Below are 19,452 nucleotides of genomic sequence, written 5' to 3'. Positions count from 1 at the left end.
GGTTACTGAACCCAGACCTCGACCCTACGATTGACTTTGCGACCCCAGTCCGTGTCGTCACAGGCCATAGGCATCGCCTCGCCAAATGCGTCCACGGCGATCTCGACGCTATCCGGAATGGCTGTTTCTACCGCCGATAGCACCGCGTTGCGCACGGTTTTTGCCCGCAGCAATGCGATTCTGGCATTGGATGAGGCCGCGCCGTCACCATCACTGAAACCGACAAAGGTCAGTTTGCGCGCGTCGATGGCTCCGGTTTCAAGGGCATGGGCCAATTGCCGGATGTTTGAGCGTGACTGCGCATCGGGTCTTGAGGAACCTGCCTCGAACCGGAACGACAGCGACAGGCGCGATTGCGGGCGCAGCGTGTCGATCATGCGCTGCAACTCTTCCAACCCGACCTCGGCACCACCTGAAACCACTGCGTTGGCCAGACGATCCCCTTGCAACCCGATCCGCATGGTTTCGGGTTCTTGATCCACAAATCCGGCATCGCGGATCGCCATCTGTGCCTCGGCGCTTTGCGAATAGGCCAGGAATTGCCGTGCGATGCGGGGCAGGCGGATTTCCGGCAGATACAGGAACATCGGCGATGTCAGCGGATAGTCTTCGGTCTTGATGGATTGCCGCGTGGCGGTCAGCGCGTGACCGCAACCGCCGGTCAAAGGCAGGCCCCGGGCAGGCCCGACCTCGGCATGGCTGGCGATACCGATGGCAAAAGGGTCATCAGCAACAGCGCGAACCAGATCGCTGCTACGGGTGTGACGGACGATTCCCTCGGCCAGCGTGGATTGAGCGGGGGCCAGCAACCGATCCTCAACCCCTTGCGCCAAACCTGAACCGGCGTCTGGTAAGTGCAGGGAAACGGGCGCATCGGGTCCTCCTAATTCAGACCAGTTTTGGATCTCGCCGGAAAACACGCTCATCAGTTCCGCGGGCGAAATTTGCCGCGCCGGGTTTTCCCGGGCCACAATTGGGACCAGCGCGTCCAGCGCGATGACCCGGGAACGCCTTGCATCTGCCAAATCACCCAGACCAGCGGTCTGCACAGCCTCTTGTTCCGATGGGCGAATTTCACGCAGTGCCATGACGATATCGGTCTCATCGGCGATCAGATCCGCAAAGCCGCTACCTGTGTTGTTGGGGGCGAAATAGAACCGTCCCAAAGGAGCATCGCGCCCGGTCTGGTGAAGCTCATAGGTGAATGCGCCCGAATCCAAACGCTGCGGCGTCGCCGACATCCCCTCTTGCTGGGCGAAACCAACGATCAGGGCCGGCAGTACCTTTTCCGCCATGACGGAGGAACCAGAGAACCGAACCTCGGCCACGAAATCCGTAAGGTTGGGGCAGGCGGGTCCTTCGCAGGTAACACCCGACCCATCCACTGTCAGCTCACCGAACTGCGTATCCACGCGATAGAACTCGCCATCAAAGCTCAGCAGGTTGCCTGTGACCTCGACCTTGCCGTCTTGCGAGGTCAGCGTGATATCCTGTGCGTGCACATATGACGCCAGAGTCACCGAAATCAGTGTGGCCACTGCCACACGAAAAAATGTCATAAGAAAGTCGAGCCTGCCTGCGGTTTAATTTGCCGCGATTGTCAGGTCTTGGAGCAGATTATTCAACACCAGAAAATCACCGGCCTGCGTGCAATCCGGCATGGGCAGCGTCAAATCGCGCGACCGCAGGCGGCGATCGCCACGCAGCTCGAGTGATTGAACGGCCAAATCCCGGCCGCAATTTGCTTCGGTCACCTCAGCTTCGACCGTTAATTCGATCGAACCGGTCTGACTGGCTTCGCCTGCAGGGAAAGAATAGATTTCGATATTCTGCGCGTCGCCGAATGCCTGTTGGCCTAAATGCACGACTTTGCCCGCGCCTTTCGCGTCAGGGTTCGACGATACATGTCCCGCTGTGCCATAGCTGGCCCCAAATTCCAGCGCATGGATTTGCAGGTCTGTCTCGCCCTGCCATTGCAGGGCGATGCGGTTGTAGTTGGCCAGGTCGGGGATGTGAGTGGTGGCTACGGTCCCGGTCTGATCATCTACCGAGATCAGAAAGATCGCATATTCCGACAGGGCCGGGATCGTCAGATCCAAAGCGCCGTTTTTGTCCGTTCGTTGGGTAACTGTTAGTCCGCTGTGATGGATTTCGATCCGTTCATTGCCGTGGCAGGGGGCTTTGACGGTTAGGCGCGCCGCAGCGCCGGGAACGGCTTTGGCGCGGGCACTGAGAGTGCAGCTTTCCTGATCAGAGGGGGTCGATCGAGTGGGTTGCAGGGCGCGTCGCGATGTCTTGATGTCGGTGGTTGCATCAGCGGCCGGAAGCGAGGAGGTTAGAACAATTCCTTCCAGCCCGGCAATCACCGAGGACTGATTGGCGGCTGCCACAGTTTCAGGAGCCTGCGCACCATCCGATTGCGCTGGCGATCCATTTTGCATCAGGTAACCAATGGCCAAGGCACAAGCGACGGTGCCGCCAGTGGTCACGTAATTCTTTATTACAAACAAAACACCCTCCCCAGTTGAAGGAGCGAGTCGCATCCTGAAGTTGAATCACGGCCAATATGTGGCCGTGAAACGGACTCAATGTGTTTTGATCAAGGTGACGTCAGGTCAGTCGGCCGTGGCAATGTTTGAATTTCTTGCCCGATCCACACGGGCAGAGATCGTTGCGCGACGGGTTCCCCCAAGTCGAGGGATCGTCTTCGACAAAGCCGGGGCGTGCATCGCCCGATGCCTGGGCTTCGGCCAGTGCTTCGGCCTTGTCGGTGGCTTGATCCACCGCCTGTTGTGCCTGTGCTTGCTGTGCCTGCATCTGAGCCAGCATTTCGCGCTGTTCCTCTTCGGTCAGCGGACGGACGCGCGACAATTGCTGAGTCACGGTTTCGCGCAGACTGTCGAGCATGGATTCAAACAGCTGGAAGCTCTCGTTCTTGTATTCATTCAGCGGGTCGCGCTGGGCGTAACCGCGGAATCCAACAACCGAGCGCAGATGCTCCAGCGTCAGCAGATGCTCGCGCCATTTGCCGTCGATGGTCTGCAGCAGAACCTGCTTTTCGATGTTGCGCATATTCTCGGGACCAAAAGCCGCGGCTTTCTGTGCCATCATCTCATCAGCGGCATTGACCAAACGCTCGCGCACCTGTTCATCATCGACGCCTTCCTCGGCGGCCCAGTCCTGTACGGGTGCGTCAATGGTCAGCTTTTCCTTGATCGCGTCATGCAGACCGTCCGTGTCCCACTGATCTGCATATGTTTTCGGCGGCATGTATTCGTCGATCAGATCGTCGATCACCTGTTCGCGCATGTCCGAGACGATCTCGGACAGGTCATCGGTCGACATGATCTCGCGCCGCTGGCTGAACACCACTTTACGTTGGTCATTCATCACGTCGTCAAATTTCAGAACGTTCTTACGCATGTCAAAGTTTCGGCCTTCGACCTTGGACTGTGCGCGTTCCAGCGACTTGTTCACCCAAGGATGAACAATTGCCTCGCCCTCTTTCATGCCCAGCGTGGTCAGAACCTTGTCCAGCCGCTCTGATCCAAAGATGCGCATCAGGTCGTCTTCGAGGCTCAGGTAGAACACGGTACGGCCCGGGTCGCCCTGACGGCCCGAACGACCGCGCAGCTGGTTGTCGATCCGACGGCTTTCGTGACGTTCGGATGCCATGACGTAAAGACCACCGGCCGCCAGCACCTTTTCCTTTTCCTCGGCGTGGCGGGCCTCTTCCTTGGCGCGCAGCTCGGCCGGATCGGCCTCGGGGTTTTCGGCCAGCGCCTGCAGCACATTCATCTCGACATTGCCGCCCAGCTGAATGTCGGTGCCACGGCCAGCCATGTTGGTGGCAATGGTCACCGCACCATACCGGCCGGCATCGGCCACGATCTGTGCCTCTTGCTCGTGCTGGCGGGCGTTCAGAACGTTGTGTTTGATGCCTTCCTTTTGCAGCAGCTGGCTTAGCAGTTCGGATTTCTCGATCGAGGTTGTGCCCAAAAGAACCGGCTGGCCCTTTTCCTGCGCTTCTTTGGTCTCATTGATCATCGCGCCGTATTTCTCACCGGCGGTGCGATAGACCTGATCGTCTTCGTCAAGACGGGCAATCGGCCTGTTGGTCGGAACCTCGACCACGCCCAGACCGTAGATTTCGGCGAATTCTTCGGCCTCGGTCAGCGCGGTGCCGGTCATGCCGCCCAGCTTGTCATACAGGCGGAAGTAGTTCTGGAAAGTCACACTGGCCAGCGTCACGTTTTCAGGCTGAATCTGGACGTTCTCCTTGGCTTCGATGGCCTGATGCAGGCCTTCGGACAGGCGACGCCCGGGCATCATTCGGCCAGTGAATTCGTCAATCAAAATGACGTTGCCGTCACGGACGATGTAGTCCTTGTCACGCGTAAACAGCTTGTGCGCGCGCAGACCCTGGTTGACGTGGTGCACAACTGTGGTGCTTTCCGGATCATACAGCGAATGGCCTTCCGGGATCAGACCGTTGGCGTTCAGCTGTTGTTCCAAGAACTCGTTGCCCTCATCGGTGAAGGTCACGCTCCGGGACTTTTCGTCCAGCGTAAAGTGATCATCGCTCAGCGACGGGATCAGGGCGTCGATGGTGGTGTACAGATCCGAGCGGTCCTCGGACGGGCCCGAGATGATCAATGGCGTCCGCGCCTCGTCAATCAGGATCGAGTCGACCTCGTCCACAATCGCGAAATTGTGGTACTTTTGGTAAATCTGATCCAGCTCCGCCTTCATGTTATCGCGCAGATAGTCAAAGCCCAGCTCGTTGTTGGTGGCATAGGTGACGTCACAGGCATAGGCAGCTTTTTTCTCGGCGTCTGGCTGACCCGACCAGATCACGCCGGTGGTCATGCCAAGGGCACCAAACACCTTGCCCATCCATTCGGCGTCACGCTTGGCCAGGTATTCGTTTACCGTAACCACGTGCACGCCCTTGCCGGTCAATGCGTTCAGGTAGGCGGGGAAGGTCGCAACCAGCGTCTTGCCCTCACCTGTTTTCATTTCCGAGATGTTGCCCTGATGCAGGAACGCACCGCCCATCAGCTGTACGTCAAAGGCGCGCAGACCCAGCGCGCGTCTGGCGCCTTCGCGAACGTTGGCAAAGGCTTCTGGCAGCAAGTCGTCCAGCGCCTCACCATCCAGCGCGCGTTTGCGCAGTTCGGCGGTCTTTTCGATCAGGCCCTCATCGGACAGCTTTTCGAACTCAGGTTCCAGCGCATTGATCTTTTCGACCAGCGGGCGGGTCGCCTTGATCTTGCGGTCGTTCGGTGTTCCGAACACCTTTTTGGCGAGCGTTCCGAGTCCCAGCATGTTCACTCCAGCGGATCTGTTCTTGTCTTGGTTGCGACAGGCTTGCCCACCTTGCTTGCAACCCATAGATACGGGGGATGAAAGGCGGCCCTGTCCAAGGCTTCAAAGCGATGTAAGCGGCAGGTCCCAGAGTGTCAACGCCACGCCCCGTCGCGGCAAAGAAATAGGATGATTCCATGCCCAAAGGCCTCACTTTTTTGCCATCGCTGGCTCTGGCTGCCGTGATGGCGATGCCACTTGCCGCCGAAACCAAGCCGGGCGCGGATACGGTTGTCGCCAATGTGAACGGGGATGAAATCACATTGGGTCACGTTATCGCATCCGTTGCAGCCCTGCCCCCGAATTACGCCGAGATTGAAGATGACGTTCTGTACGAATTTGTCATAGAGCAATTGATCCAGCAGCAATTGCTGGCGCAGCAGCAGGACGATCTGAACCGGCTGAACCAGTTGGGGCTGGAAAACGAAGGCCGGTCCATGCGGGCGGTGCAGACAGTAAATGCGTTGCTGGGCGACGTCGTGACCGAAGAGTCAATTCAGGCAGCCTATGACGCGGAATTCGGCAACTTCGAAGGCGAAGATGAGTTCGACGCCAGCCATATTCTTGTAGCGACCGAAGAAGAAGCCAAGGAAATCAAAACCCTGCTGGATGACGGCGGCGATTTTGCCGAAATGGCCAAGGAAAAGTCGACCGGCCCATCGGGCCCGAATGGCGGGTCATTGGGATGGTTTGGCAAGGGTCAGATGGTGCCGGAATTCGAAAACGCCGTTGTCGCGTTGGAAAAGGGTCAGATCTCGGATCCGGTGCAAACACAGTTCGGCTGGCACCTGATCATTCTCAACGACATGCGAAAATCCGAAGCGCCGGGGCTTGATGCCGTACGGGAACAGCTGGCCCAGACCCTTCAGCAGGACGCGATTCAAGCCAAGATCGACGAGTTGACGCAGCAATCGCAGATCGAACGCCCCGCTTTGGACGGTGTTGGCCCGGAAGTCATCCGTCAGATCGACCTGATTCAGGAGTAACCCCTGTGGCCACGATCACCAAGGTTTCGCCGCTCGCGCCAGCGGGTTTTCCCGATCTGCCTGCCATCGACGGTGTGCGTTTTGCCACTGTCGAGGCTGGCGTGCGTTATCAGGGCCGTACCGACGTGATGTTGGCGGTTCTGGATCCGGGCACATCTGTGGCCGGGGTGTTCACCCGATCGGCCACCCGCGCAGCCCCCGTGCTGGACTGTCAGGGCAAGATCGGCGGGTCCAGCGATGGGCCTGCGGCGATTTTGGTGAACTCGGGCAATGCCAATGCCTTTACCGGCCACTACGGCCAGACCTCGGTGGCCGAGGTCACACAGGCTGTGTCCACAGCGACCGGCGTTCCTGTCGAACGCGTCTTCACCTCATCCACCGGCGTGATTGGTGAGCCGCTGCCCCATGACCGCATCGTGGCGCAGCTTGAGGCGTTGAAGATGGGCCTCAGCCGTCATGCCATCGAGGATGCGGCGCGGGCGATCATGACCACGGATACTTTTCCAAAAGGGTCCAGTGCGCAGGTCGAGATTGACGGAATAACAGTCTCTATTGCAGGGATTGCCAAGGGGTCAGGCATGATCGCGCCGGATATGGCGACGATGCTGGTCTACATCTTTACCGATGCACAGGTCGAACAGTCCGCGCTGCAGGCGATGTTGGGCGCGCAGACCGACCGGACGTTCAACTGCATCACCGTCGACAGCGACACCTCGACCTCGGACAGCTTGTTGCTTTGTGCAACCGGGGCCTCAGGCGTGGACGCAACCGGCAATTCGGCGTTTGCCGAGGCGCTGGAGGGCGTGATGCTTGACTTGGCGCAGCAGGTCGTGCGCGACGGTGAAGGTGCTACGAAATTTGTGGAAATTCGTGTAACCGGTGCCGCCTCGGACGCGGACGCCAAGGTGCACGGACTGGCGATTGCGAACTCACCTTTGGTGAAAACAGCGATTGCGGGCGAAGACCCGAACTGGGGCCGGATCGTCATGGCCATCGGAAAGTCCGGTGCCGCCGCCGACCGCGACCTGCTGAGCATTTCCTTCGGTGATATTCTGGTTGCCGAAAAGGGCTGGGTCAGCCCGGATTACCGTGAGGACGCCGCCGCCGCCTATATGAAAGGTCAGGATCTGGTGATCGCGGTCGATCTGGGACTGGGCGAAGGCAAGTCCACCGTTTGGACCTGCGACCTGACCCACGGCTATATCGAAATCAACGCGGATTATCGCTCGTGAAGACCTTACTAGTGTCCGCTGTCGCCCTGATCGACATTGAGGGCCGGGTGCTACTGGCCCAACGACCCGAGGGCAAACCTATGGCCGGTCTCTGGGAATTCCCCGGTGGAAAAATCGAACCCGGCGAAACCCCCGAGGCCGCCCTGATCCGCGAATTGCACGAAGAACTGGGCATCGACACCTGGGCCTCATGCCTCGCCCCGCTGACCTTTGCCAGCCACAGCTATGACGATTTTCACCTGCTGATGCCGCTGTTTGCTTGCCGAAAGTGGGAAGGCATTCCTCAGTCGAAAGAAGGTCAGGCGTTGAAATGGGCGCGTGCGAATGAGTTGCGGAACTATTCGATGCCTGCGGCGGATGTGCCGCTGATTCCGATTTTGCGGGATTGGTTATAGCGGAAAACGACAAAGGCATTCGAGTTGATAAGTCCGGATATAGTGTATTCGGACAAAGCAGATGCCTCAGATTTAGTCGAAATTGCAATTTCCTTGGAACACTAAGATTGTCGGGACAACGTCGTAATCAGCTTGTTGCACAGTCAGCGTGGCCGGGGGATTGTTCGGGTCAAATCCGAGAGGAAAAGGCCGAAAAAAGGCTCTATGGATGGCCAGGGTATACACACCTCGATCGTCCATGTTGCTGGCGACAGCAATGGTCGGTGAATGACTGTGGCCTCGAAGTGGAACTACGCCGATTAAATCCAAGTCATTAACGTTTAAATTGAGTTCTCCTTCTTTTTCTGTGAGAATGACCTCTACTTTTTCTCCTTCTGTACTCTTGAGAGTGCAGCTTATTACGATTTCGGATTGATTGCTTTGCTCCCCAATTGCCGGAGAACAAGCAAGTCCTGCCAAAAAAAGCATAAATGTAACTGACACAGTTTGAAAAAGTCGAACTGGCATTTGTCCACGCATTGCAACACAGCTTACTAGATCAACGTATGTGTTTGTTTTGAAACTGTCCATTTGGGCTTGAAGATGCCCTTCATGCACGCCGCATACCCATGGCCATATTCTCAAACTCAGCAGCCTTTTGGCGAATAAGTGGAGCGCAAACTCAAGCTAGCTTTTTGAAGCACCTAACTTTGCAGTTTGTGCAACTTGTACAAACCGGAAGATTACGTCTCTACCCCTGTTACAATTCGTAAGAATTGAGAAAACATCAGGAAAAAGTTGACGCTGATCTTTCCTGCGTCCCTTATCGGGGCGTTGGCGTCCGGGGTTGATCCTCGGGTTTGCCATTTCCGGCCCGGAGGAGGGGTCGGATGGGGAGGAGAAAGAGATTGGCTCAGACGCAGTTGGGCGCTGAAGGGATGCACTCTCTTCCGGCGCTGCTACACCGCAATGCGACCCGGTTCGGGGACGCCCCGGCCTACCGGGAAAAGGAATTCGGAATCTGGCAATGCTGGACCTGGGCCGAAACGGCCAGAGAAATCCGTTCGATTGCTCTGGGCTTTCTGGAACTTGGCATCGCAAAAGGCGACCACATCGCAGTGATCGGGCGCAATCGTCCGGCGCATTACTGGTCGATGGTTGCGGCTCAGATGGTGGGTGCCGTGCCGGTGCCGCTTTATCAGGACGCAGTCGCCGAAGAGATGGCCTATGTGCTGGATCATTGCGGTGCGAAATACGTCGTCTGTGGTGATCAGGAGCAGGTCGACAAGGTCATCGAGATTCAGGAGAACCTGCATCAGGTCAAACACATCCTCTACACCGACAAGCGGGGGATGCGGAAATACGATCACAGCCAGATGAACGCATTGGACGATCTGATGGCCGAAGGCAGCGCCGGGCACGCGCGCTTTGACGCGGAATTGGATCGTCGGATTGCCGAGATCGAATACGACGGCACCTGCGTCATGTTGTATACGTCGGGCACCACGGGCAAACCCAAAGGCGTGGTGCTGTCGAACCGGAATGTGATCGAAAGCGCCAAGAACTCCGCCGAGTTCGATCATTTGAACCGGAACGAAGACATCCTGTCTTACCTGCCGATGGCTTGGGTAGGCGATTTCATCTTTTCAATCGGTCAGGCCTATTGGTGCGGCTTTTGCGTAAACTGCCCCGAAAGCGCCGACACGATGATGACCGATCTGCGCGAAATCGGGCCGACTTATTTCTTCGCCCCACCACGAGTGTTTGAAACTCAGCTGACCAATGTGATGATCCGGATGGAGGACGCAGGCAAGTTGAAGCAGCGTATGTTCCATCACTTCATGGCGCATGCCAAGAAAGTTGGCGGGCTGCTGCTGGACGGTAAGCCGGTGGGGTTCGGCGACCGCGTGATATACGCGCTGGGCAATATGTTGGTCTACGGGCCGCTCAAGGATACGCTGGGTTATGGCCGCTTTCGTGTGGGCTATACGGCGGGTGAGGCGATCGGGCCGGAGATTTTTGATTTCTACCGCTCGCTCGGCATCAACCTGAAACAACTTTACGGTCAGACCGAAGCGACAGTTTTCATCACGGTTCAGCCGGATGGTGAGGTGCGCGCCGACACCGTTGGTGTGCCTGCGCCCGATGTGGAACTGAAGATCGACGACAAGGGTGAGATTCACTATCGCTCACCCGGTGTGTTCGTCGAGTATTACAACAACCCGGATTCCACGGCCTCGACCAAAGATGCCGAGGGTTGGGTTGCAACCGGGGATGCCGGGTTCATCGAAGAAAGCTCGGGCCATCTGCGGATCATCGACCGCGCCAAGGACGTCGGCAAAATGGCCGATGGTTCGATGTTTGCGCCGAAATATGTCGAGAACAAGCTGAAATTCTATCCTGATATCCTCGAGGTTGTCCTGTTCGGAAACGGCAAGGACCGCTGCGTTGCGTTTATCAATATCGACCTGACGGCTGTTGGGAACTGGGCCGAACGCAACAACGTGGCCTATGCATCCTATCAGGAGCTGACAGCGAATCCCCGAGTGTTAGAGACGATTCGAAGCCATGTCGAAGAGGTGAACAAGTCTGTAGCCGCTGATGAGATGTTGTCGGGCTGTCAGGTGCATCGCTTTGTGGTTCTGCACAAAGAACTGGACGCGGATGATGGTGAGATGACCCGCACCCGGAAAGTGCGCCGCGGATTTGTCGAGGACAAGTTCAGCGACATCATCGATGCGCTTTATGACGGGTCCAAGCAGGTCTCGACCACGACCGAAGTGACTTATGAGGACGGGCGAAAGGGTTCGATCAGCGCAACGCTTGAGATTATCGATGCGCCGGTCGTGCCGGTTGCTCAGCACAAGGTGGCGGCGGAATGAGGGCCGGTCATGCGCCGCTCGACCTGCGGTCATCGCCCCGCCCGCCGTCCCGTTTTTCCGCAAGTCAGGGAGTGATTGATGTTGGATAACTCCGAAGGATATGTCACCGAAGACGGCCGCAAGATCGGCGGCGTGGTGATGGAGATGAAGAACATCACCCTGCGCTTTGGCGGTGTGGTGGCGATCAAGGATATCTCGTTCGATATCCGTGAGGGCGAGATCCGCGCCATCATCGGCCCGAACGGGGCCGGTAAATCCTCAATGCTGAACGTGATTTCAGGGTTCTATATCCCGCAGGAGGGCGAGGTCTGGTTCCATGGGGCCAAGCGTCCGCAGATGCGCCCTTATGAAGTTGCGCGGCAAGGTATTGCCCGGACGTTCCAGAACATTGCCCTTTTCGAAGGCATGAGCGTGCTGGACAACGTCATGACCGGGCGGCTGAACTATATGAAAACCAACCTCTTTCAGCAGGCCATGTGGAAGGGCAAGGCTGAGGCAGAAGAGGTTGAAAACCGCGAAGCGGTCGAGAAAATCATCGATTTTCTCGAAATTCAGCACATCCGTAAGACGCCGGTTTCCCGCCTGCCGTACGGGTTGAAAAAGCGGGTCGAGTTAGCCCGCGCTTTGGCGGCCGAGCCTAAGCTGTTGCTACTGGACGAACCAATGGCCGGCATGAACGTTGAAGAGAAAGAGGACATGAGCCGCTTTATCCTCGACGTGAATGACGAGTTCGGCACCACCATCGCCCTGATCGAGCATGACATGGGCGTGGTGATGGACCTGAGCGACCGCGTGGTCGTAATGGATTACGGCAAGAAGATCGGCGACGGCACCCCGGATGAGGTGCGCAGCAATCAGGAAGTCATCGACGCCTATCTGGGGGTGAGCCATGACTGAGCAACTGACAGACATGAGAGGGGGCGCACATGCCTGATCAGCTGATTTTCGCGATGGAGGTTTTCCTCAACGGTCTTATGGCGGGTGTGCTGTACGCTCTGGTCGCGCTGGGCTTTGTTCTGATCTACAAAGCATCTGGGATTTTCAATTATGCTCAAGGGGTTATGGCCCTGTTTGCCGCCATGACGCTGGTCGGGATCATGAACGGGCAGGTCCCGTTTGCCCATCTGATCAACGCGACATTCGGGACTCATATCCACAAGTTCGGATGGAATGTGCCAGCGTTTCTGGCGATTATCCTGACTATGGGGGTCATGGTTCTGTTGGCCTGGGCGGTGCAGCGCTTTGTGATGCGGCATTTGGTCGGGCAAGAGCCAATCATCCTGTTCATGGCGACCATCGGTCTGGCCTATTTCCTTGAGGGCGTGGCTGACCTGATGTGGGGATCTGAAATCAAGAAACTGGATGTCGGTCTGCCGCAGGGTATCAACCTTTGGATCGACGAGACCACGTTCAACATCTTCGGTTACGGCTTCTTTATCGACAATCTGGACATTGTGGCGACGGTGATTGCCGCGCTTCTGGTGACCGCACTGGTCGCATTCAGCCAATATACCAAGCAGGGCCGGGCGATGCGCGCGGTGGCGGATGACCACCAGGCGGCTCTGTCGGTCGGCATCTCGCTGAACTTCATCTGGATTATGGTGTGGTCGGTTGCGGGTTTTGTCGCACTGGTTGCAGGCATCATGTGGGGCACCAAATCGGGCGTGCAGTTCTCACTGTCACTGATCGCGCTCAAGGCGCTGCCGGTGCTTATGCTGGGTGGATTCACCTCGATCCCTGGTGCCATCGTGGGTGGTTTGATCATCGGTGTCGGTGAGAAACTGTTCGAGTTCGCCATTGGTCCGTTGGTCGGGGGCGCGACCGAAAACTGGTTTGCTTATGTTCTGGCGCTGATCTTCCTCGTGTTCCGGCCGCAAGGTCTGTTCGGTGAGAAGATCATCGAGAGGGTCTAGCGACATGACCAAGTTGATCGCCATCATCAACGTGATCGCATGGGCCGGGTTCTGGGCTTTTGGCTACATCGCGCTCACCTCGGACGATTTGACCGAAGGCCAGTTGGTGATTGCAGCAATTCTGGCTTTTGCCGGGCTCGCCATGGGCATCCTGGCCTACATGAAACTGGTGCGCGCCTCAGAGGCGAGCGGATATGCAAAAGGCTCCAAGCAGCTGAACGCCGAGGCCCGCAACCGGGCGCAGGAAGAATGGGGAAAGTAAGACATGTTTTATCGTGAGGCCGGGGATTTCAAAACCTCCTACACAGATGACAGCCAGACCTTTCCGATCAAGTTCGACCGGTATCGGTATTATGTAGTGTTGGCGGTGGCTTTCGGGATCATTCCCTTCGTCATCAATGACTACTGGGCCAATGCGCTACTGTTGCCGTTCCTGATTTACGCCATTGCGGCAATCGGGTTGAACATCCTTGTGGGCTATTGCGGGCAGGTATCCTTGGGTACCGGTGGTTTCATGGCTGTGGGCGCCTATGCCTGTTACAAGCTGATGACCTCATTCCCTGATGTCAGCATGTTCATCCATGTTATTCTGGCTGGCGGCATAACGGCCATTGTCGGTGTGCTGTTCGGCCTGCCAAGTCTGCGGATCAAGGGGTTTTATCTGGCGGTGGCCACGCTGGCGGCGCAGTTCTTCCTTGTGTGGCTGTTTAACCGTGTGCCGTGGTTCTACAACTATTCGGCCTCGGGTCAGATCAACGCGCCGGAACGGGATGTGTTCGGCATCATCATCACTGGTCCGAATGCCCCTGCCTGGGCCACCTATATGTTCTGCCTGATTTTCCTGGCCGTCAGCGCCCTGATCGCACGCAACCTGACGCGCGGCACCACGGGCCGGACATGGATGGCAATCCGAGACATGGATATCGCAGCCGAGATCATCGGGGTAAACCCATTGAAGGCCAAGATGAGCGCCTTTGCCGTCAGCTCGTTCTTCATCGGTATCGCGGGCGCGCTGTTCTTCGCGGTCTATCTCGGCGCGGTCGAGGTTGGCGAAGTCTTTGGTATCCAGAAATCGTTCCTGGTCCTGTTCATGATCATTATTGGCGGGTTGGGGTCTATTTTCGGATCGTTCGCCGGTGCAGCTTTCCTTGTTTTGCTGCCGGTGGTCCTGAAAGTGGTGGGCGTCGACGTTCTGGGCTGGCCCACGGATATCGTGGCGCATCTACAGCTGGTGATCGTGGGCGCGCTGATCATCATGTTCCTGATCCTGGAACCGCACGGGCTGGCGCAGCTGTGGCGTGTGGCGAAAGAAAAACTCAGACTATGGCCGTTCCCACACTAAGGGATCGGCCCAATGAAAAAACGGGCGGCACAAGCCTGAATGCAACATCGGACTAACCAAGGGAGGAGACACCCGATGAAATTGAAATTGGCAACCGCGGCGCTAAGCGCCCTGATGGCTGCAGGACCCGCTCTGGCGGATCTTGTGATCCCCGATCTGAGCTATCGTACCGGGCCTTACGCCGCTGGCGGCATTCCGTTCTCGGATGGCTATAACGACTATTTCACCCTGCTGAATGAGCGCGATGGCGGCATCGGCGGTGTTCCGATCCGGATGGTCGAATGCGAAACCGGCTACAACACCGAAAAGGGCGTGGAATGCTATGAGTCCACCAAGGGCGAAGGCGCTTTGGTGTATCAGCCGCTGTCGACTGGCATCACCTATCAGCTGATCCCAAAAGTCACCGCAGACGACATTCCGCTGCACACGATGGGTTATGGCCGGACCTCGGCCAAGAACGGCGACGTGTTCAGCCATACCTTCAACTATCCGGCCAACTATTGGGACGGGGCCTCGGGCGCGGTCAATTACCTGCTTGAGGAAAACGGTGGCGATCTGAGCGGCAAGAAAATCGCGCTGGTCTATCACAACTCTGCCTATGGCAAGGAACCGATCCGCACCTTGGAAGAGCTGTCCAAGAAGCACAGCTTTGAACTGGTCGCCCTGCCGGTCGATCATCCGGGTCAGGAGCAGAAGTCACAGTGGCTGCAAATCCGTCGTGATCGTCCTGACTATGTCTTGATGTGGGGCTGGGGCGTGATGAATCAGGTTGCAGTGCAAGAGGCTGCAAACATCCGGTTCCCGATGGAGAACTTCATCGGCATCTGGTGGTCCGGTTCTGAAAACGATGTGCTGCCAGCGGGCGAAGCCGCCAATGGCTACAAGGCGCTGACCTTCCACAACGTGGGCACGGACTTCCCGGTCTTTGACGACCTGCAGACACACGTGGTCGACGCAGGTAAGGCGGCTGGTGCGGGCGATCAAGTTGGCACGGTTCTGTATAACCGTGGTCTATACGCAGCCGTCCTTGCTGCTGAAGCCATCAAGAAAGCTCAGGAAATCTCGGGCAATGCGGAAATCACTCCGGCCGAGATGCGCGCTGGCATGGAAGCGTTGGAGATGACCGAAGAGAAGATGGCCGAACTGGGCCTTGCGAACTTTGGTCCGACCTTCTCGGTCTCATGCGAAAACCACGGCGGTGACGCCCTTGTGGGTGTGACGCAGTGGGATGCAGCAAACAAGACCTGGACGCTGATCTCGGACTTCAAGCAGACCGATGGTGAAGTGATCGGCGCGCTGATCGATGAAGATTCTGCGGCCTATGCAGCAGAAAACAACATTGAAGGGCGTTGCTGATACAGCGCTTTGAACAAACCGGGGCGGCAGACCGCCGTCCCGAACCCCACACTCGCTTAAGGACACGCGCAGATGCTGGATGCGGCACAAACCACTGACACCAAGTCGGAAACCCTGCTTGAGGTCAACAATATCGAGGTGATCTACAATCACGTGATCCTCGTTCTGAAAGGCGTCAGCCTGACTGTGCCCAAGGGCGGTATCACGGCCCTGCTGGGCGGCAACGGTGCAGGAAAAACGACGACGCTCAAGGCTGTGTCGAACCTGCTGCATTCCGAGCGCGGTGAAGTCACCAAGGGAACGATCGAATATCGCGGCACCAGCGTGCATGAAAGCGATCCCGCCGATCTGGTGGAAAAGGGCGTCATCCAGGTGATGGAAGGCCGCCATTGTTTCGAACACCTGACGGTCGAGGAAAACTTGCTGACGGGCGCCTATACCCGCAAGGATGGCAAGGTTGCCATCCAGCAGGACCTTGAACTGGTCTACACATATTTTCCCCGTCTGAAAGAACGCCGCCGGTCGCAGGCAGGTTACACTTCGGGTGGTGAGCAACAGATGGTTGCAATGGGCCGGGCTTTGATGTCCCGACCCGAAACGATCCTGCTGGACGAACCCTCGATGGGACTTGCGCCGCAGCTGGTTGAAGAGATTTTCGGTATCGTGAAGGACCTGAACGAGAAAGAAGGTGTTTCTTTCCTGTTGGCCGAACAGAACACCAATGTGGCTCTAAGGTTTGCGCATTACGGCTATATTTTGGAATCCGGGCGCGTCGTGATGGACGGCCCTGCCGCCGATCTGCGTGAAAATCCAGACGTGAAGGAATTCTATCTGGGCATGTCCGACGAGGGCCGCAAAAGCTTCCGTGACGTGCGATCTTACCGCCGCCGCAAGAGGTGGTTGTAAGCGAATGGAGGATCTGGCGATGACCTATTACGACGCTCTCGAAACCCGATCAGCCGATGAACGCTCCGCTGATCAGGCGCAGGCGCTGCGTACTCAGATTGACCGCGCCCTGTCCGCTCCGGGCTTTGCCGCGCATCTGGCGGATGCGGATACCAGCGCAGTGATTTCAGCCGACGATCTGGTGAAACTGCCGGTATTGCGGAAATCGGACTTGGCAGCGGCGCAGGCGTCGCGCCCGCCATTCGGCGGGTTTACCGTCAAGCCAGCGCGGCATTTCCATCATGTGTTCCAGTCGCCCGGTCCGATTTATGAGCCCGGCAGCACGGATCATGATTGGTGGCGCATGGGGCGTTTCCTGAACGCCGCCGGCGTCGGACCCGGAGATATCGTGCAAAACTGTTTCGGCTATCATCTCACGCCAGCTGGTATGATTTTTGAGAGCGGCGCGCGCGCGGTAGGGGCCGCTGTGCTGCCAGCGGGTACCGGTCAAACCGAATTGCAGGTGACCGCGGCACGCGATGTGGGCTGCACGTCTTATGCAGGCACGCCGGACTACCTGAAGGTCATTCTGGACAAGGCGGATGAGATGGGTGTGGCCCTGAAATTCTCTAAGGCTGTTGTGGGCGGCGGCGCGCTGTTCCCATCTTTGCGTCAGGACTATGCCGATCGGGGTATTTCCTGCCTGCAATGCTATGCCACGGCCGATCTGGGCAACATCGCCTACGAAAGCGCCGCGATGGAAGGGATGATCATTGACGAACATGTCCTTATCGAGGTTGTCACCCCAGGCACCGGAACACCGGTAGAGCCAGGTGAGGTGGGTGAGGTTGTCGTGACCTCTTTGAACCCTGACTACCCGCTGATCCGCTTTGCCACTGGTGATCTGTCCGCGATCATGCCGGGCGTGTCGCCCTGTGGGCGGACCAATCTGCGTATTAAAGGCTGGATGGGTCGCGCAGATCAGACCACCAAGATCAAGGGCATGTTTGTGCGCCCTGAACAGGTGGCAGCATTGGTCGATAAGCACGAGGAAATAGTCAAAGCCCGCGTCATAGCCGCCCGTCAGGGTGAGATGGACACCATGACCGTTCAGATCGAAAGCGCGGGAGGCGACGACATGGCCTATGCCAAATCCGTAGTCGAAGTGCTGAAACTGAAAGGCGCAATCGAGGTTGTAACCCCCGGATCACTGCCGAAGGACGGGTTGGTGATCGAGGATCAGCGCGTTTACGAATAGCCCCGAGCCATGTCTGCGGCAGTATGTGCCGCAGATTTGTTTTTCCTGCACTGGTGTTTCTTAGCATTTTAGTCGATTAAAGGCTGATCAATAGCCAACGCCAGTTACAATCCGGGTCCATGGCCGAAATCGAGTATTCAGAACACGGGAAACGCAATCGCGGCGCGTTGGGCACCCGGTTGGTGGCCACTGTGGCCTATTTGGTGGCAGCGGCTTGTCTTCTGCCGATGGTTGCGGTTGTTCTGGCGGCGGTGACGGGGGGTACGGATACGGTCTCACATCTGTTCGAGACGGTTTTACCCGGGTATGCGCTGACAACCGTGATCCTTGTCGTTTTGGTGGCTGTCGGCACGTTCTCTATTGGGGTTGGCGCGGCGTGGCTGGTGACGATGACACGCTTTCCCGGTGTGCGCTTTCTGGAAATTGCACTGGTCCTGCCGTTGGCTTTTCCGGCCTATGTTCTGGCTTATGCCTATACGTTCATTCTGGATCACCCCGGTATCGTGCAGACCACGCTGCGCGACGTGACAGGTTGGGGGCCGCGCGACTATTGGTTCCCGGAAATCCGCTCGACCGAGGGCGCGGCGGTGATGCTGATCCTTGTGCTCTACCCCTATGTCTACCTGCTGGCGCGGGCCGCGTTTCTGCAGCAGAGCGCCACCGCTTTTCTGGCCGCCCGTGCGCTGGGCAAAAGCCCGTGGTTGGCATTCTGGCACGTGTCTTTGCCGATGGCCCGCCCGGCCATTGCCGGTGGTGTCCTGCTGGCCATCATGGAAACCATCGCCGATTTTGGAACCGTCGCCTATTTTGGCGTTCAGACCTTTGCCACGGGCATCTACACAAGCTGGTTCTCGATCGGCGACCGGGCGGGTGCGGCGCAGTTGGCCTTGTGCCTGCTGGGCTTTGCGCTGGTCATGGCCGTGGCCGAGCGGACGCAGCGCGGCAAGGCAAAGTACTATCAGGCAGGCAAAAGCCATGCCTCGCTGCCTTCGGCGCAACTTAAGGGCTGGCAATCCGCAGCTGCCATAACCTTGTGCGCTATTCCAGTGGTGCTGGGGTTCTTGCTGCCGGTATTTATCCTGATCCAGATGGGCCTGACCTCGGAACAAAACCTACTGTCGCGGCGATATCTCGGGTTCATTCAAAACTCGCTGACACTTGCGGGAGTGGCCGCCGTGGTCACGGTTTGCGCTGCGATCTGCGTTGGGTTCTTTCAGCGCCTTCGCCCGGGTCGGGGATCATCGACCACAGGCTATCTGGCGCGGTTGGGCTATGCGGTGCCCGGCGGCGTAATCGCCGTTGGCCTGATGGTACCCTTCGCCAGATTCGACAACGCGCTGGATTCGTGGATGCGCCAGACTTTCGACGTCTCGACTGGTCTGCTGGTGACGGGTTCGATTTGGTTGCTGGTAGCAGCTTATATGGTGCGCTTTCTGGCGGCAGCGCTCAGCGCTTACGAAGGCGGGCAGAGCACAGTGCACGCCAATATGGATGCTGCGTCCCGGTCTTTGGGCCAATCACCTCTGGGCACCTTGCGCCGTGTGCATCTACCTATCTTGACACCCTCGCTGCTGACAGCCTTGCTGATCGTATTTGTGGATGTGATGAAAGAGCTGCCCGCGACCTTGATCATGCGCCCATTCAACTTTGATACGCTTGCGGTCCAGGCCTATCGTCTGGCCTCGGACGAACGGTTGGAGGGGGCAGCGGTTCCCTCGCTTGTGATCCTGGCAGTTGGGCTTTTGCCGGTGATTCTGATCTGTCGCCAAGTTGGGCGGCGGTAGGACGAAACGATTCAAAATTACCACACCTGTTGGCACCGGACTTGATTCAAATGCGTTTTCCGGCAAGGCTGAG

The 19,452-nt window shown here is 57.6% G+C and carries 16 protein-coding genes; 12 read left to right on the top strand and 4 right to left on the bottom strand.

What is annotated here, in order from left to right:
- Positions 1-2: 2 nt before the first annotated feature.
- The 3 genes from AC2FLA_RS06380 to secA form a co-directional block, all read right to left on the bottom strand.
- The gene (locus AC2FLA_RS06380) at positions 3-1,559 is read right to left on the bottom strand and encodes a phosphate ABC transporter substrate-binding/OmpA family protein (RefSeq protein ID WP_496721314.1); all 1,557 of its coding nucleotides are present in this window, start codon (positions 1,557-1,559) and stop codon (positions 3-5) included.
- Positions 1,560-1,583: 24 nt separating this feature from the next.
- Positions 1,584-2,510, bottom strand: coding sequence for a hypothetical protein (locus tag AC2FLA_RS06375; RefSeq protein WP_496721313.1), 927 nt, complete (start codon positions 2,508-2,510; stop codon positions 1,584-1,586).
- Positions 2,511-2,610: 100 nt separating this feature from the next.
- Positions 2,611-5,328: a preprotein translocase subunit SecA gene (gene secA / locus AC2FLA_RS06370; RefSeq protein WP_496721312.1), complete on the bottom strand. Its 2,718-nt coding sequence runs from the start codon at positions 5,326-5,328 to the stop codon at positions 2,611-2,613.
- 176 nt (positions 5,329-5,504) lie between these two features.
- On the opposite strand from secA, the gene AC2FLA_RS06365 reads away from it, so the two are divergent.
- Genes AC2FLA_RS06365 through mutT form a run of 3 tightly spaced genes read left to right on the top strand, consistent with a single transcriptional unit; the run spans position 5,505 to position 7,980 of the window.
- Positions 5,505-6,353, top strand: a complete 849-nt coding sequence (locus AC2FLA_RS06365; protein ID WP_496721311.1) for a peptidylprolyl isomerase — start codon at positions 5,505-5,507, stop codon at positions 6,351-6,353.
- A 5-nt stretch (positions 6,354-6,358) separates the two neighbouring features.
- Positions 6,359-7,585 carry a bifunctional glutamate N-acetyltransferase/amino-acid acetyltransferase ArgJ gene (gene argJ / locus AC2FLA_RS06360; RefSeq protein ID WP_496721310.1) on the top strand — a complete coding sequence of 409 codons (1,227 nt, stop codon included), beginning with the start codon at positions 6,359-6,361 and terminating at the stop codon, positions 7,583-7,585.
- Positions 7,582-7,980 (top strand): 8-oxo-dGTP diphosphatase MutT, encoded by a 399-nt coding sequence (gene mutT, locus AC2FLA_RS06355; protein ID WP_496721309.1) that lies wholly within the window; start codon positions 7,582-7,584, stop codon positions 7,978-7,980. The genes argJ and mutT overlap by 4 nt, the downstream gene beginning before the upstream one ends.
- A gap of 72 nt (positions 7,981-8,052) precedes the next feature.
- Here the strand turns inward: mutT and AC2FLA_RS06350 are convergent, their stop codons facing one another.
- Positions 8,053-8,499 carry a hypothetical protein gene (locus AC2FLA_RS06350; RefSeq protein WP_496721308.1) on the bottom strand — a complete coding sequence of 149 codons (447 nt, stop codon included), beginning with the start codon at positions 8,497-8,499 and terminating at the stop codon, positions 8,053-8,055.
- A gap of 398 nt (positions 8,500-8,897) precedes the next feature.
- On the opposite strand from AC2FLA_RS06350, the gene AC2FLA_RS06345 reads away from it, so the two are divergent.
- The 9 genes from AC2FLA_RS06345 (at position 8,898) to AC2FLA_RS06305 (ending at position 19,379) form a co-directional block, all read left to right on the top strand.
- The gene (locus tag AC2FLA_RS06345; RefSeq protein WP_496721387.1) at positions 8,898-10,841 is read left to right on the top strand and encodes an AMP-binding protein; all 1,944 of its coding nucleotides are present in this window, start codon (positions 8,898-8,900) and stop codon (positions 10,839-10,841) included.
- Between the two features lie 78 nt (positions 10,842-10,919).
- Positions 10,920-11,738, top strand: coding sequence for an ABC transporter ATP-binding protein (locus AC2FLA_RS06340; RefSeq protein WP_058275088.1), 819 nt, complete (start codon positions 10,920-10,922; stop codon positions 11,736-11,738).
- A 29-nt stretch (positions 11,739-11,767) separates the two neighbouring features.
- The gene (locus AC2FLA_RS06335) at positions 11,768-12,754 is read left to right on the top strand and encodes a branched-chain amino acid ABC transporter permease (RefSeq protein ID WP_496721307.1); all 987 of its coding nucleotides are present in this window, start codon (positions 11,768-11,770) and stop codon (positions 12,752-12,754) included.
- A gap of 4 nt (positions 12,755-12,758) precedes the next feature.
- Entirely contained in the window at positions 12,759-13,016 is a 258-nt protein-coding gene (locus tag AC2FLA_RS06330) for a hypothetical protein (RefSeq protein ID WP_058279215.1), read from the top strand.
- 3 nt (positions 13,017-13,019) lie between these two features.
- Complete coding sequence (locus AC2FLA_RS06325; protein ID WP_170411018.1) at positions 13,020-14,096, top strand: branched-chain amino acid ABC transporter permease; 1,077 nt, start codon at positions 13,020-13,022, stop codon at positions 14,094-14,096.
- 75 nt (positions 14,097-14,171) lie between these two features.
- A complete protein-coding gene (locus AC2FLA_RS06320) occupies positions 14,172-15,452 on the top strand; it encodes an ABC transporter substrate-binding protein (RefSeq protein WP_496721306.1) in 1,281 nt (426 codons plus the stop codon).
- 72 nt (positions 15,453-15,524) lie between these two features.
- Complete coding sequence (locus tag AC2FLA_RS06315; RefSeq protein WP_496721305.1) at positions 15,525-16,358, top strand: ABC transporter ATP-binding protein; 834 nt, start codon at positions 15,525-15,527, stop codon at positions 16,356-16,358.
- 19 nt (positions 16,359-16,377) lie between these two features.
- On the top strand, positions 16,378-17,595 hold the full coding sequence (locus tag AC2FLA_RS06310) for a phenylacetate--CoA ligase family protein (RefSeq protein ID WP_496721386.1): 1,218 nt from the start codon (positions 16,378-16,380) through the stop codon (positions 17,593-17,595).
- Positions 17,596-17,714: 119 nt separating this feature from the next.
- A complete protein-coding gene (locus AC2FLA_RS06305; protein WP_496721304.1) occupies positions 17,715-19,379 on the top strand; it encodes an ABC transporter permease in 1,665 nt (554 codons plus the stop codon).
- The last annotated feature ends 73 nt before the right edge of the window (positions 19,380-19,452 follow it).

This window comes from Ruegeria sp. CDSA033 (assembly GCF_059612305.1).
This window is presented reverse-complemented; position numbering and strand designations above follow the sequence as displayed.

What these genes read in the sequence shown, in the direction of transcription:
- AC2FLA_RS06315 (WP_496721305.1), top strand. Translation starts at nt 15,525, where the DNA reads ATGCTGGATGCGGCACAAACCACTGACACCAAGTCGGAAACCCTGCTT.
- AC2FLA_RS06380 (WP_496721314.1), bottom strand. Translation starts at nt 1,559, where the DNA reads ATGACATTTTTTCGTGTGGCAGTGGCCACACTGATTTCGGTGACTCTG.
- AC2FLA_RS06320 (WP_496721306.1), top strand. Translation starts at nt 14,172, where the DNA reads ATGAAATTGAAATTGGCAACCGCGGCGCTAAGCGCCCTGATGGCTGCA.
- AC2FLA_RS06345 (WP_496721387.1), top strand. Translation starts at nt 8,898, where the DNA reads ATGCACTCTCTTCCGGCGCTGCTACACCGCAATGCGACCCGGTTCGGG.
- AC2FLA_RS06350 (WP_496721308.1), bottom strand. Translation starts at nt 8,499, where the DNA reads ATGCGTGGACAAATGCCAGTTCGACTTTTTCAAACTGTGTCAGTTACA.
- AC2FLA_RS06305 (WP_496721304.1), top strand. Translation starts at nt 17,715, where the DNA reads ATGGCCGAAATCGAGTATTCAGAACACGGGAAACGCAATCGCGGCGCG.
- AC2FLA_RS06325 (WP_170411018.1), top strand. Translation starts at nt 13,020, where the DNA reads ATGTTTTATCGTGAGGCCGGGGATTTCAAAACCTCCTACACAGATGAC.
- AC2FLA_RS06340 (WP_058275088.1), top strand. Translation starts at nt 10,920, where the DNA reads ATGTTGGATAACTCCGAAGGATATGTCACCGAAGACGGCCGCAAGATC.
- AC2FLA_RS06335 (WP_496721307.1), top strand. Translation starts at nt 11,768, where the DNA reads ATGCCTGATCAGCTGATTTTCGCGATGGAGGTTTTCCTCAACGGTCTT.
- AC2FLA_RS06330 (WP_058279215.1), top strand. Translation starts at nt 12,759, where the DNA reads ATGACCAAGTTGATCGCCATCATCAACGTGATCGCATGGGCCGGGTTC.
- secA (WP_496721312.1), bottom strand. Translation starts at nt 5,328, where the DNA reads ATGCTGGGACTCGGAACGCTCGCCAAAAAGGTGTTCGGAACACCGAAC.
- AC2FLA_RS06365 (WP_496721311.1), top strand. Translation starts at nt 5,505, where the DNA reads ATGCCCAAAGGCCTCACTTTTTTGCCATCGCTGGCTCTGGCTGCCGTG.
- AC2FLA_RS06310 (WP_496721386.1), top strand. Translation starts at nt 16,378, where the DNA reads ATGACCTATTACGACGCTCTCGAAACCCGATCAGCCGATGAACGCTCC.